This is a genomic window from Paracholeplasma vituli, assembly GCF_025446935.1.
Classification (GTDB): Bacteria; Bacillota_I; Bacilli_A; order Acholeplasmatales; family UBA5453; genus Paracholeplasma; species Paracholeplasma vituli.
In genome coordinates, this window is record NZ_JAOEGN010000009.1 from 19,727 (window position 1) to 33,634 (window position 13,908).

The window sequence follows — 13,908 nt, forward strand, 5'->3', positions numbered from 1 at the left end:
CTACATCCTTTCTAAACAAACATCTTTTGTAGTAGTGCTTTTTTTATGTTTTGGAGCATTTCATACTTACACTGATGAAGGGTGATAAGTGTGTTTAAATTATCTAGTACATTAGTAATGAGAACCTGTTCATTAAAAGAAGGCATCTCGATTTTCATGTCAGTAATCATCTCTAAACGTACTGAATCCACAGAAGATTTAGCTGTCATCGACATAACTCGTTGATAAAAATGATTAGAAAAGTAATAGTAGAAATACTTTGCTGAAACTCCTTCAGCAAAATCAAACATCCTATAAACACGCTGATGAAGGTCGTATTTTCCAGAAACATAATGATGTACTTTACCTGTACCTACCCCATCACCAACAGTGAGTACAGCTTCCTCATCATATAGATATCTATTACTTCTTTCAATAATTGGTGAACGCACATAAAAAGGATAATTTCCTTCATCACTTCTGTCCTGTGTGTTACTCTTACCAGTTGAAATTGAACAAACACTCATTACTTTACGCTGTTCCCAAGCGTCAGTAAATCCTTTAAAACGTATTTTAGGAACTAATTCACCATTTTTCGGAAACATTTTATCAAGTAGAGCTTTCTTAGTATTGACCAACTTATCATACTTACGCTGATGAAGAGTGATAAGTTGGTCTATGCTATCAAAAAATGATCCAATTCTTTGTTGTTCATCAGAGTTTATAGTAGTGTTGAACATCATTTTCTTAAAATTACCAGTTGTTATTTGATTTATCGTTGCACCAAGATTTTTATCTATTTCACTTTGAAATTGTCTAGTGTCAAGTAATGATTTGATATATTTTGATTGACTTGCTCTTACTCCAGTCATAAATGCACCAATAACAGTATTAGGCATTTGTTGCTTTACTAGAGCGTTTTTTCCAATCAGATTTTTAGAACCATTTCTTACAACAACAATAATATCACCTAATCTAACATTGTCGGAGTTCACTACACTAGGTTGAACATAAACATTGTCATTAAAAGTAATTTGTCCTTCCTGAACATTCGAGGATCTTAAAACAAGAGTTCCATGTTCATCAGTAATATCTAACGGAGAGTATGTTAACCCAGTATAAAAATCTACCAAGTCTCCAAATTCACACTGTTCCCAAGTATCAGTAAATCCCTTGAATCTTAATAAGGGTCTATTATTTGTGTTCTCCATGTCAATCACCATGTAATAGTGATCTTAATTCACTTAAACCTTTCATATCAAAATCATCACCTTCAAGATCGTCAATTAGTGACAATAACATGTTTTGATTTTGCTTGATTCCACTAGTAATTTCTGAGAATGTAGTTAAGTATTTATCATTAAGCATTTTGACCTTTGTTGATATGTAATTAATGATTTCGTTGGGCAATTTGCTGATTGATTCAACAATTGGTGTTATCCATTTATGTTTTAGTAAATCAAGTGCTTGATTATTGGTTAATGACTCTATCGTTAGTTTGGTTTTTTGATCAAGTTCATCTCTTTCATTATTGATTTCTCGTTTTAGAGTCTTTTCCTTATTATTCAAATCAACATATTTAATTAGTCTTGCTTTAAATGATTCTTCATCGGATGGATTATCATCTAACTCTTTGATCAAGTTTTTCACTTTTTTGCTATCAAATGAATCTCCATCATCTACAAACGATAATTCTTTTTCTTCTTCAGATAATGATTCTATTATTTCTTGTTGTGCAGAAACGATTTCGTTTAATCTATTTTCCTTCGTTGAAAGACTACTTAATTCATTGAAAAGTATTTTCGTCTGTACCAATGTAAAAGGAATCACTCTCCCCACATAACCATCTTGAATTTCTATTTCCTTATTGTCTTTTTTCTTGATAATCATGTTTGGATCTACTTTTTTAACAGCGTCAAAACCCTCTGACTGAATGATTTCTAGATCAATAGATATCTTTACCCATTCATCTGCAAGTGCTTGGTATGCTTTATACTTATCAAGTAGATCAAGTGGCTCTATTCTCTCAAAAATCTCTTTACTGATTTCTTGTTGTTCCATAGGTATATTAAGAGACATCATGTTATTGATCAGTCTATTCTCCATAAACAGATTAAAATCCCCAAAATGACTGTTGAATGATTTTAAAAAGGACTTGACCTCTTGGTTATTTAGAATGATTTTTTTAATGTCAGCATCCTTAATTGATACATATGATTCATTGATGTCATCAAAAAGCTCTCTCTTAAGTGATGGAAATGCCTTCCAATACTTTTCTAAGCTGTCTATTTCAGACTCGGGAATGCCACCAAACATTAATGAGTAGATATCCCATGGTTCTGATGGTTCTGAGGAATCCACATATCTTGGAATGTTTAAGTTATAATCATTCTTACGAATTTCTTCGATACTTACAACTCGTGAGAACTTATCTATTGATTCTCGATGAATAACTGCATCTGTAATTTTCTTAATGTCAGAAGCTCGTAATTGGTTTTTATTCCCAACTTTAGTGAAGCCTTTAGAAGCATCAATAATCAATACATCATTGGATTTTTTACTTGTTCTTTTCAAAACCATGATGATGGTAGGAATACCTGTCCCAAAGAAGATATTAGCTGGTAACCCAATTATCGCATCGATATGATTCTTCTCAATTAAGTTCTTTCTAATTTCACCTTCTTCACCACCTCTAAACAATACGCCGTGCGGTAAAACAATGGTCATGATACCATCAGGTTTAATATGAAACAAATCGTGTAATAAAAAAGCGTAATCTGCTTTTGATTTAGGTGCTAAACCAAATTCTGCATATCTAGGATCGGACTCTTTATGGTCTCTATTCCAGTTTTGTGAATAAGGCGGATTAGATACGACTGCATCTACATACAGTGGGTCATAAGTACCTTGGGGATCTGTTTCATCAAAATAAGGCCAGTCATTTTCTAGAGTATCTGCGTTTCGTGTAACAATATTATCTGGCAAAATACCACGCATGACTAAGTTCATACGTGTAAGGTTGTACGTATTTTCTTTTAATTCTTGTGCATAATACTTAATGTTGTTTTTATTGGTCATATGCTTAGCTATAGAATGACCAATATTGATTAATAAAGATCCCGATCCACTGGTTGGGTCATATATTTTAATCTCTTCTTTATCTTTAAGATGATCTGCGACTATCTCAGACATTAACAGGGATACTTCATGAGGTGTATAGAATTCACCAGCTTTTTTACCTGCATTGACAGCAAAATTACTAATCAAATATTCATAGATAAAACCTAATATGTCATAATCTTGTTTACCATTCATAGGTATGATATTTAAGAGTTGAATTAAATCTCTAATGGCTTTTGTTTGTTCAGCTGCTGAACCACCCAATTTATTCAAACCAGTTTCAAGTGTGTTAAATACTTTTTCGAATACCTTTTTGTGTGATGCATTAATCAACCGACTGAATGCACTTAACCCATCTCTTACATCACTCACATCAAAATCTTGTCCTTTTTCGATCCAAGTAGAAAATAGGTCCTTATATGAAATAAAATACCCAACGTTATTTTGAATGAATTTTACAGATTCAATATCTTCGTCTGTAAGTTGTTGGATATCGTCCTCACTATATCCTTTTTCCTTAAGAAACTTAATCTCTTTGTCTGATAAAAACTTGTAAAACATGAATCCCAAAATATAGTCTTTATAATCACCTGCATCGATCTTGGAACGCATTTTGTTAGCTGTTTCCCAAATTTTTGATGCCAATTGTTGTTTATTCATCTTGTCATTCTCCTATGCCGTTTTCTTTAAATAATTGTGCCAGTTTTCTTTTTTCTTTCATAGTTGGTTCAAACTTACCGTTTTCCCACCTATTTACAGTTATAAAAGATACACTTAAAAGGACAGATAATTCTTTTTGTGTAATTAACATAACCTCTCTTAGTTTTTTTATTCTTTGAGCGTAAGTCATATAATCGAACTCCCTTAACATCTTGTTATCACTATTATAACATCTTATATAAAGATTATGAGCGCTGATTTAATTAATCTTTACCACATTTTCTAGCTTATCCATTTCTATCTAAACACATAACTTCACAAAAAAAAGACCAATTATCAATCGATAATAAGTCTTAAACTCAATATATTTACCATTTAAATACGTGAACATTAGAGAAATATTACACTTTGTATAACATTTTTCCACTAATTAGTTTAATTTATCGTATCTATTCAAAATCAGTTCAACTAAGTATAATATACTCATTGAAACTGCTTATAAAGGATTAAAAAACAGTATCAAATCTAAGCTTTTGTTAGATTATTAATGACATATCTAGATAAGAACGATATACCGGAAAAGTATTTATTCTTATAAATATTTAATAATTCTCTCAATTCTTTTACGTCATTAAAAGTTGAACCTATGTATCGAACTATATGATCAATATCTCTTTCGTAAATTCCTATATTTTGCATCATCTTTTTTTGAATCGAGTTCACAAAGAAAATATTCTCAATTTTATGAATAAGTTGTTTTTCATAACATTCTATCTCTACTTCTGAAAAATTGGATTTCTCCATGAAAAATTTAATAATCTGGGCATGATTATAAAATTGATGTTCTATTTGACCCGATTTCAGTTTGATTATTATCCCAATTAAATCGTTTAATTCTACATAAGGGAAGTATGGCTTAACTCTTTCAACTATCTGCTTAATCGTAAATCTTCGTGGATCTATAATGTTTGAGATTAAGTTTGTTCTTAATTTATCATCGTAACTAATTTGTGTTTCACTGATTCGATAAGTTTCTAATAATAACCCTGAATACCCAGAATAATCATCATTCATTAACTTTTTAATGTTTATTTTAATGTTCATTTTCGCAACATCAAACCATTCTAGCATTTTTTTACATGTCTCAAATCGAACTCTCGAACCCACCCGTTCTTTGTATTCTTCATGGTTTGTTCTAAGTTTTCCAAAAAATTCATTAATATCCTCATCATTTGAAACATCACCGATTTGAATACTAACATCTTTTGTATTTTCTGTAATTTCAAACAATATTGAAACATTTGAATCTTCTTGAAGATATTCGGGGTCATCTTTGCTTTTTATATAATAAGCAATTCCAATAAGGTGCTTATTAAGTCTCCCTGTCCTTCCGACAAGATTATAAAAATCAAATGCTGTAAAAAAGTCCTTTCTTTTATCAGAAAGTCTTGATGGTCTTGTAATTATAATATTCTTTGCTGATGTATTTACACCTTCTAGTAAAGTTGAAGTACACAATAGTTTGTTAAGATCGCTTTCTTCATCTTCATAATAATCTAATTGTATCATTCTAATGCCTAATGGTAATTGACCGTTGTGCACAAGGTAACCTCTCTCAATTGCTTTTATGATATACCAATCTTCATGAATTTCATCCTTTGCCCAATCTATAAATTCATACATCTCTTTAGGAATATTATCAACTTTGCTTTTTGTTGAAACAATTTTTGTTATGTATTTTTTTATTGACGCTGGTGTAGGAAAATATACTAGTGTTTTTTCGTCTACTGGTATTTTAGTTTCCAATAAATCGTCGCATGCAGTATGTCTATCTTTCTCTCTACTCACTATGATCTTTTCAATTTTATTCACTACTGGTGAATAGTTACTTTTTAAAAATTTAGGTTTTTTTTCAAGTAGATTTAAGTTTAAAATGTTACTAATAAATGGGGCTAATAGAACATATTTTTTTGAGATTTTGGATAAATGGTAATATGCTAGGTTTAGAATTAAGACCCTGTCATCAGACTCATCAATCTTCAGCTTATAAACCTCATCAATTACTAAAAAATCAATATTATCAAAAATTTTATAGTCATTTTCAGCTACAACTTTGTCGTGTGTTAAAATGAACAAAGTCTTGTGACTCGAATCAATCACCATTTCCTTCTCAATATTAGTGTATACCTTGTATTCTAAAAATGATTTTTTATAGTTTTTAAGAAACTTTTTCATATATTCATCTGTTAATGCTAGTGTCGGGACAATCAATACTACGGTATGAGGCTGTTTTCTAGCGATATACTCAAATATGCAGTAAGTCTTTCCAAAACTAGTAGGTGCACTAACAATGAGAGAGTCATATTCATCAATCATTTTGAGTATTTTGGTTTGCTCTGGATGTAGTGATATATCAGTGTTAATTTTTGATAGTGTAAATGAATTATATATTGATGATTCAATTGTGTAGTGCTGACTATACACAGTCAATCCTAAAGAATACAATTGATCAGCATATTGAATTTTTGATTCTGTCAAGTCTGACGATGCATCCATTTTCTCTATTAAAGCATCTCTAACTTCTTTCAAGTTATAATGTGATTTCTGATTCATATGCATGCACCTTGTCGTTTATTTTCACTGTCAAAAAATCAAGTAGTTCTTTCTTATCAATTATTGGCAAACAAATTACTAGATAAGTAGTCTTTAAGCCGAAAAAATCTTTTTTATTTATACTTCTATCAAGTTCATGTAGTATGTTTTTTGCATCAAATTCTATACCATTAGAAATGAATATTGGTATCAATATTTCTTTTATATTTGCATCTGAAATAAACTGCTTAAAATTGAGAGCTAGACCTAGCTCGCTTTCATACTTAGTAGATAGGATATTGGATATGCTTGCTATCTGCTTGTTACTAATCAGTATAAATTCATTTTCTAACATTTCGTCATAGCCTTTCAAACTCTTATTAATTAGTTTTATACCTGATGAAAGATTTTTAACAAGCTTAGCTTCGCCAAATGCAAGGAGTTCATTTTTTTCGTCATAGTATAATACATCTATACCATAAGTACTCATATGTGGATTTGTGTTAAGAATAATTTTAGGTATTATACACGTAAATTTGAAATATTTCTCAAGGATAATAGATAACAAATACTCTCCGATTTTTCCTACTTTGTCATTTCTAATTAAATGAATTTTATCCTCTCTTATCGATATCATATCCTCACTATAGAATATTTCAATATCTTCTTTTTCTATTTTTTCAATCAATAGTTCAACTGTATCTTCATCGAGGTACCTTTTTAAATTTTTATATAATTCAACGTAGTTTTTTCTTTCTGGAGTAAATGGAAAATCATTTCTATAATTAAAGTGTCGAAAAAAAGTACTCTCTGAAAAAAAATAATCGAATATGCCTTGATAAAAAACTATTTTATCAGAAATACTTATATGAATAAAGCAACTATTGTCATTGTATTCATGAATATCAAAGCAATCGAAAGACTCTTTAAAATAAATAGATTTCATCAATAATTCCCCTTTGTAATCACAAACTTCATAGTCGAATTTTTACATATGTTCAATAACAAGCTAAATACATAGTCTCTTATTATATATAGGACACTATACTTAAAACATAATACCAATAAACAATTGATGTGTTTTTGATAGAGATTATGGAACAATTTTAGTTTATAAATTTCATGTATTACTTTTTTAATACACCCAATTTGTCGTTGATTGTTAACTTTTTTTCTCGATTTCTATAGGACAAAAACTTTTAATATTTAAAATAAATATCATAATAATAATTTTTACAGGATAAGAAACTTAGAATATATTTCAAATTAAGTCATTTTTTAGTAAAGATTATGACTCATTCAATTCTTTTAGTGACTTAATAACTATTTTAAACTATTCGAATACGCCTCTAAGTACTCATAACCCCTTTGATTGATTATGTTGTTATCATTGATAAAGTCAAGTTTCCTTAATGTATCTAGTACATGACTGGGTACAAGATTAATGATTTTATTATAACGATCAACTAGCGTAACTGTGTTATCACCATTTGCTAATCGTCTTAAGGATTTCATAGTAATGTTAGATATTACAAATTGTGAAAAGTCTTGTAAATCCTTGTAGTATTTCGCTTCTCTTGAGTTTTCAATTTTAACTCTCGATTCTCGAAGATAATTATCCATTTCAAACAATTTTTTTCTCAACTTATCTTTTTCTTCTTCGTCTAGTTCAGACTTTTTGATTAAATCATCAATAATTTTTTGCTTTTCCAACTCTTGTTTTTGATACTTCTCTTTTTCTGATTTGATCTCTTTATTTAGAATTGGAGAGCCAAAAACACCATCTTTGAGATGAGTAAGTTTTTCATTTACACCGACATCGAGCTTGCCAATTTTTTCTGTCACATCTTTAATAAATACGTAAAAGTTATTATAAAAACCAGCTGAGGCTTCATTGTTTTTATGATAAAAGAGCATAGAAATATATACAGCCCATAGTGAAATCAATATTGAGATTAAATCCGAAAAACTAAAATCGGATAAATCAATTACTATTTTGCCAAAGAATGTTCCTAATATAATGAAGACAATTACAGTAAACAATGTTATCCATTTAAAAAGATTATTCCTATTTATTATCTTTAATTTCATATCCTCTAGTTCCTTATTGTTCATGTTATTTCTCCTTTTTTTATTTTCGATTAAATTTATTATATATCCCGATGCGTAAAAAGATTTTTTCCCCTAATATTGGTTATCTTCTCTATACAATTAGAAATAACATACATCTCTACTTGTTCTTTGTATTTGTATTTAATTGGTTCGCTCGATTATTTTGATTTGCTTTAAACTCATTTGAATTTGGAATCTTTTGATTAGCATAGTTGTATAGTTGATCTTTTGTATGTATCTTTCCTGATATGTTCTTCATAGTAAGTTCGCCTTCTTATATACCTCAAATCTTTTCATAGCTGTTAATACTTGTTGAGCAGCAATTAATATTACGGATATATCATCTATTAATCCAAATGGTATCAAGAAGTCTGGGATTAAATCCAATGGACTTACTAAATAGGCCAAAGCACCAATGATTGTAAACATTTCCTTTGGCAATAATTTAAACGAGGATGACGATATCATTGAATGTTTCAACATTTCAATGAATGGACCTAAAACACCAACAACATCTTTAATATATTTATTACCTGTAATCATGTGTGAAGCTTTTTGAATAGTATTCCTTATCTTGTTTTCATTCAACTTTTGAGCTTGATTCGATGATTTTATTAATGCAACCTCATACTTCTTGTCTTTCATAAGTCCTCCAAAATGATTTCACAATTAGAAACAATAAAAAACCGATTTGAATCTGTCAGTTTGTTTATGTGCCTATATGCTTTCCCCTGAACAATGGTTAGATAATGATTTGTCAAAACATCTTTATTAAATACCTTCTCCCACAAAGAACTTAATAAATTTGACACATTATGGCTTGATTATATCACTTTTATTTAAGAAATATATTGTTTTTTTACTAGTTTTCTAAAATTAAAGAAAGATTCATGTCTAAACAACACGAAACTTTCATTTTATTCGAAACTTTTTATATGACACAAAGTTTTGTTCTTTTATAGGTGGGTTTGGCGAAGAGGGTTTGTTGATGAACTCGACTCTCATAGTCATGTTCGCTTTCTTTTAATGCTTTCAAGTTCTTTTCGTATTCAGTGATATATTTGTCAACTGTGTTTCTGGATATGCCTAATATCCTTGAAATTTCTCGCTTAGATTTACCTTCATGGATATGCATGCTGATGATGCCATTCTTCTCTATCATATTGATCATCCTCTTTCCCTCCTCATTTACTATTTATTATAGTTTAGAATAGGTTTCTAGCTGGCTCACTTTTACTTGACGATGGTTGGCTCAGTTTTATATTACGATATACATGAATCGATATGATTCAATATATTGTTCTAAAATCTATAATCAAAAAAAACACTTGGATCAATGATGAATTTATGTTTAATATGTTCATCTGTAATTTTTTCAAGTGCAAATTGCAAATCATCATCACATTGAAAAATAATACTTGATATTTCGCTAATTGAAATGGGATCCATAAATGCAACTTCAGCATTTCTAAACTTAGTATCGTCATGATTAACAATGTATGGTGTATTATACTCATTAAAAATGAAGTATACCTCATCTCCTATATTAAAGGATATATCTGTAAAATTAGTCGTAAAAAATGTTTGATCTTCATAACAAAATTCTATTTCTTGTAAACCTCTTATATTTATGTATACATTGATGACTATGCCTTGATATAAACTGCTCTTCCCTCTTTTTGGAGTTCTGTCAAAAATTTTATCGTAGTTAAAATCCAAGGCTATATCAATATTTGCAGATACGATTACTCTTGAAGAATTTATCTGTTTATTAACGAAAAATACTCTCCCTAATCGACTATATAAAATATCGGGAGATACTAAAAGTATTACAGGATTCCTAAAGTTCATTTGATAATATGTAGGAGTTTTTGGTGCTAAGTAAAATCTTGTACAATTCATAATTTCAGGATGACTTGCACTAGTTGCCATGATTTGATTTTGATTAGCAGAGTCAATTATTCTTTTTGAGGCAGTTCTAGATAAAATAACACCACTTTTGCATATATTCAAAAAGTTACTCATTTCTGTACAATGTACAAATCCTATGAAATTGGGATATTGATAGTAGTTATGAATTAGTTGATCGATATTATTCATTATTTGTCACCAGAATGAAAACTTTCATTTAATTGAAAACCTATTAAATCTTGAATGATTAACCCATTATTAATTAATGTATAAAAGATTTCCTTATGATTGTCTGAATCTAAATTGGGTTCTTGCCCCTTCGAGACTAAATATAAAATATCAACAATTATTCTCCATTCTAACTCAGATGAATATTTGTTTATTAAGTTACTAACGAATGGTAACAATCTTTGTTGTTTTAACAAAGCATATGAGACTGAATTACTCAATAAGCGATTCGTTTCTTTGTTAAATATGTCATTGTAATTATTGGAATTATAGTATTTTTCTAATTTTTCAATATTTTTCAGCGTGTTAGTGACTTTTTTGTTGCTCATCAGATTTCTTACTGAATCAAACTGAAAATTATTATCACCCGTAATAATATCAATAAAATACAAAACATAATACAAGGCCTTTGAGTTTACTATTTTGTCTTTTGTAATCCCTATTATGTTAAGAATTAGAAGTTCATTGAGTGATGTTTTTGGAGCTACACCTGTAACAATTTCTACTCCAGGCTCGAAAACATAAATTTCACAATTGTTTATACCTGATAAAATTTCTATAATCAATGATTTCACCTTAGACCATTCTAACCCACCATTCCCAGAACCTAATGGAGGAATAGCTATTTTATTGATGCCATATTGCTTAACTACTCTTTTTAAATCAATTAGCCCTTGTTCGATATATTCAAGTTTAGATTTTTCTCTCCACTTATTTTTTGTTGGAAAATTTATTATTATTTTTCCTTTTTCTTCAAAAACGAATAGTTTTCCAATATTTATGTTCATAGACTCACATGCAGCAACATAATTGATGTAATTTTGTGGAAACTCTTTTTTAAATTGAAAGGCAATACCTTTTCCCATAAATCCTTCTAGATTAACCGTATTTACTAGAGCAGGAGCATTAGATTTTAATAAATCGCCATGCGTGAAAATAAACATTTTTTTATTCCTCATGTTCTTTAAAATTTTTGATATTACTAATTTAGCAATTTATAATCCACTCTTTACAGATTAAAAGTGTGTTAAAACAGTAATAATACCATAGTATAAGATATTATGTGTAAATGAAAATTGAATATAAAAAAGGAATCTCACCTTATGTATAATATAGTTGACCAAAACCACCATACAAAGGAGAGATTCACTATGAATGATTTTACATCAGAATTGATTAAAACGCTACTAGAAGGTAACAGTATTACTGAAGTTTTTAGACAACACATGGAAAAAGCGATTAACAATATTCTCAAATTAGAACTGACAGAATACTTGAACTATGAGAAATATGACCGAAAAGGATTCAATTCTGGTAATAGTCGAAATGGCTATTATGAGCGAAGTCTGAAGACAGAGTATGGTGAACTCAAATTAATGGTACCTAGAGATCGTTATGGGGAATTTGAGAATCAAACGATTACACCCTATAAGAGACAAACAGATACCGTTGAATCGATGATTATTCATTTGTATTTCAATGGAATGACAACCGAATAAATATCTCGAATCATTGAAAAGATGTATGGTCATCACTATACAAAACAGACAGTTTCTAATATTACTGCAACTGTGATTGAAGACACAGCTGCGTTCAATCGACGACCTTTAAACAATCGCTATGCTGTGATTTACTTAGACGCGACTTATTTATCCATACGTCGAGATACGGTCTTAAAAGAATCTGTTTATTTCGCTTTAGGGATTACACCAGAAGGGTATAAGGAAATCCTCAGTTATCAAATATTTCCAACAGAATCTGCCTACAATTGGGGTGTTGTATTAAAAGACTTAAGCGCACGTGGTGTGGATGAAAGGCTTCTCTTTGTTCCAGATGGTTTAACTGGTATAAAAGACACCATCGCTACTGTATATCCGAAGTCCAAACATCAAACTTGCTGGGTACACCTATTGAGAAACGTAGCGATGAGTGTTCGTGTAAAAGACCGCAGTGATGTTCTAAGTGAATTAAAGCGTGTATATCAATCAGCTACGCTTAATGAAGCTTTAGAGGCTTTAAATGCGTTTTCCGAATTGTTTCACTATAAATACCCAAAAGTGGTAGATCAACTGATGAATAACTCATCCTTATTCACGTTCTTGTCTTTTCCTAAGGCGATTAGATCGTCCATTTACACGACTAATTTGATTGAGAACTACAATAAGCATCTAAAGCGTTATACAAAACGTAAAGAACAATTTCCAAATGAAGATTCATTAAATCGATTTTTATCAAACCAAGTGAATCAATTCAATCATCGGTTCATAACCAGGGTTCACAAAGGATTCAATTTATGTACTGCTGAGTTATTAGAAATGTTCGAAAAAAATTAAAAAAAATTCGCAGCCTTAGCCTCTAGGTTAACATACATAAGATAGTATCTTCCTAACATTCAACTAGATTCATTTACACATACTTCTTGACACTACCCAGTCCTGCTTTGTGATCAATCATCATTTGATTTTGTTTAATGACTAAGGTTTAATCGTATACGATACCGATTCTAAATTATCAAACACATAACAATTCACAATCACAAAGCTGGTTTGTTCTGGTGTATTATCTATGGTTTCTCTCAAAACGATTTCTAGTTTTTGATTCCGATAACTATATGAATCAAGTTCATACGCTTTATTACTTGGTGTCGTGATATGGAATACTACATACACACCTTGTTTTTCAAAGTAACCATAAGGACCCGTTAAGTAATAATTAGGGATCGGATAGTTTTGGGCTCTATAGGCATCTAAATCATTTTGATTCTTAATGATGATCTGACCAGATTCAACTAAACTAGTTTTAAAGATACTGATGTCTTGAACGATGATTGGACTAATCGAGTCATCGATAAGATAGTCATGTTCTTTCAGATAGTCGTATCGCAAGTAATGAGTCCCTTCACTCGTATAGACGAGATTTTTACTAACCATCAATAACAAAGTCGTTAGCGGTGGTGTAATCACATTTAATGTATGATCATCAAAGTATTCAACATCATTTCGATCAAAAGTTAGGAAGACAGATTCTTCATCAATAATGGTAAAATAAATTTTTGTTTATAGTGTGTGATGTGCCATTCTGTTGCGCCACTAACTTTTGAGTAATAATGTAGTTCGCCAGTAGACTCAGAAGTAAAAATCAAATATCTAATCACACCAGATAATTGACCATCTTTGACCGATTTGGTGTCATATAATTTCTCATTTAGTGTAATGGGAATATCTGTTTTAGTTGAACAACCCACTAAGGTCAAAACAACTGTCATCAATAATAACGCTAATACAAAACGTTTCATTGAATACCTCC

Annotated in this window: 13 protein-coding genes and 1 pseudogene; 1 reads left to right on the plus strand and 13 read right to left on the minus strand. The window is 30.1% G+C overall.

The genetic code is table 11. From position 1 onward, the window contains the following. Positions 1-11: 11 nt before the first annotated feature. The 11 genes from N7603_RS05515 to N7603_RS05565 form a co-directional block, all read right to left on the minus strand. A complete protein-coding gene (locus N7603_RS05515) occupies positions 12-1,190 on the minus strand; it encodes a restriction endonuclease subunit S (protein ID WP_262096373.1) in 1,179 nt (392 codons plus the stop codon). A 1-nt stretch (position 1,191) separates the two neighbouring features. Next, entirely contained in the window at positions 1,192-3,759 is a 2,568-nt protein-coding gene (locus tag N7603_RS05520) for a type I restriction-modification system subunit M (protein WP_262096374.1), read from the minus strand. A 4-nt stretch (positions 3,760-3,763) separates the two neighbouring features. Then, positions 3,764-3,949 (minus strand): helix-turn-helix domain-containing protein, encoded by a 186-nt coding sequence (locus tag N7603_RS05525; RefSeq protein WP_262096375.1) that lies wholly within the window; start codon positions 3,947-3,949, stop codon positions 3,764-3,766. A 335-nt stretch (positions 3,950-4,284) separates the two neighbouring features. Continuing rightward, positions 4,285-6,348 (minus strand): DEAD/DEAH box helicase, encoded by a 2,064-nt coding sequence (locus N7603_RS05530; RefSeq protein WP_262096377.1) that lies wholly within the window; start codon positions 6,346-6,348, stop codon positions 4,285-4,287. 1 nt (position 6,349) lies between these two features. After that, positions 6,350-7,297, minus strand: a complete 948-nt coding sequence (locus N7603_RS05535) for a Hachiman antiphage defense system protein HamA (protein WP_262096379.1) — start codon at positions 7,295-7,297, stop codon at positions 6,350-6,352. Positions 7,298-7,674: 377 nt separating this feature from the next. Then, positions 7,675-8,466, minus strand: coding sequence for a hypothetical protein (locus N7603_RS05540; protein ID WP_262096380.1), 792 nt, complete (start codon positions 8,464-8,466; stop codon positions 7,675-7,677). 115 nt (positions 8,467-8,581) lie between these two features. Beyond that, on the minus strand, positions 8,582-8,722 hold the full coding sequence (locus N7603_RS05545; protein ID WP_262096381.1) for a hypothetical protein: 141 nt from the start codon (positions 8,720-8,722) through the stop codon (positions 8,582-8,584). Then, a complete protein-coding gene (locus N7603_RS05550) occupies positions 8,719-9,108 on the minus strand; it encodes a YkvA family protein (protein ID WP_262096382.1) in 390 nt (129 codons plus the stop codon). The genes N7603_RS05545 and N7603_RS05550 overlap by 4 nt, the downstream gene beginning before the upstream one ends. A 286-nt stretch (positions 9,109-9,394) precedes the next feature. Then, positions 9,395-9,634, minus strand: a complete 240-nt coding sequence (locus N7603_RS05555; protein WP_262096383.1) for a helix-turn-helix domain-containing protein — start codon at positions 9,632-9,634, stop codon at positions 9,395-9,397. Between the two features lie 131 nt (positions 9,635-9,765). Further along, positions 9,766-10,563, minus strand: coding sequence for a DarT ssDNA thymidine ADP-ribosyltransferase family protein (locus N7603_RS05560; protein ID WP_262096384.1), 798 nt, complete (start codon positions 10,561-10,563; stop codon positions 9,766-9,768). Further along, the gene (locus tag N7603_RS05565; RefSeq protein WP_262096385.1) at positions 10,563-11,561 is read right to left on the minus strand and encodes a macro domain-containing protein; all 999 of its coding nucleotides are present in this window, start codon (positions 11,559-11,561) and stop codon (positions 10,563-10,565) included. The genes N7603_RS05560 and N7603_RS05565 overlap by 1 nt, the downstream gene beginning before the upstream one ends. A 192-nt stretch (positions 11,562-11,753) precedes the next feature. On the opposite strand from N7603_RS05565, the pseudogene N7603_RS05570 reads away from it, so the two are divergent. Further along, positions 11,754-12,935: pseudogene (locus tag N7603_RS05570) on the plus strand (IS256 family transposase). 141 nt (positions 12,936-13,076) lie between these two features. On the opposite strand, the gene N7603_RS05575 reads toward N7603_RS05570, so the two are convergent. Further along, on the minus strand, positions 13,077-13,532 hold the full coding sequence (locus tag N7603_RS05575; protein ID WP_262096386.1) for a hypothetical protein: 456 nt from the start codon (positions 13,530-13,532) through the stop codon (positions 13,077-13,079). A gap of 80 nt (positions 13,533-13,612) precedes the next feature. Next, positions 13,613-13,897 carry a hypothetical protein gene (locus tag N7603_RS05580; protein ID WP_262096387.1) on the minus strand — a complete coding sequence of 95 codons (285 nt, stop codon included), beginning with the start codon at positions 13,895-13,897 and terminating at the stop codon, positions 13,613-13,615. Between the last annotated feature and the right edge of the window lie 11 nt (positions 13,898-13,908).

Bases quoted from the DNA above. Each gene is read 5' to 3' on its own strand.
- N7603_RS05560 (WP_262096384.1), bottom strand. From the start codon at position 10,563: ATGAATAATATCGATCAACTAATTCATAACTACTATCAATATCCCAAT.
- N7603_RS05535 (WP_262096379.1), bottom strand. From the start codon at position 7,297: ATGAAATCTATTTATTTTAAAGAGTCTTTCGATTGCTTTGATATTCAT.
- N7603_RS05550 (WP_262096382.1), bottom strand. From the start codon at position 9,108: ATGAAAGACAAGAAGTATGAGGTTGCATTAATAAAATCATCGAATCAA.
- N7603_RS05555 (WP_262096383.1), bottom strand. From the start codon at position 9,634: ATGATCAATATGATAGAGAAGAATGGCATCATCAGCATGCATATCCAT.
- N7603_RS05520 (WP_262096374.1), bottom strand. From the start codon at position 3,759: ATGAATAAACAACAATTGGCATCAAAAATTTGGGAAACAGCTAACAAA.
- N7603_RS05575 (WP_262096386.1), bottom strand. From the start codon at position 13,532: ATGGTTAGTAAAAATCTCGTCTATACGAGTGAAGGGACTCATTACTTG.
- N7603_RS05515 (WP_262096373.1), bottom strand. From the start codon at position 1,190: ATGGAGAACACAAATAATAGACCCTTATTAAGATTCAAGGGATTTACT.
- N7603_RS05545 (WP_262096381.1), bottom strand. From the start codon at position 8,722: ATGAAGAACATATCAGGAAAGATACATACAAAAGATCAACTATACAAC.
- N7603_RS05565 (WP_262096385.1), bottom strand. From the start codon at position 11,561: ATGAGGAATAAAAAAATGTTTATTTTCACGCATGGCGATTTATTAAAA.
- N7603_RS05580 (WP_262096387.1), bottom strand. From the start codon at position 13,897: ATGAAACGTTTTGTATTAGCGTTATTATTGATGACAGTTGTTTTGACC.
- N7603_RS05540 (WP_262096380.1), bottom strand. From the start codon at position 8,466: ATGAACAATAAGGAACTAGAGGATATGAAATTAAAGATAATAAATAGG.
- N7603_RS05525 (WP_262096375.1), bottom strand. From the start codon at position 3,949: ATGACTTACGCTCAAAGAATAAAAAAACTAAGAGAGGTTATGTTAATT.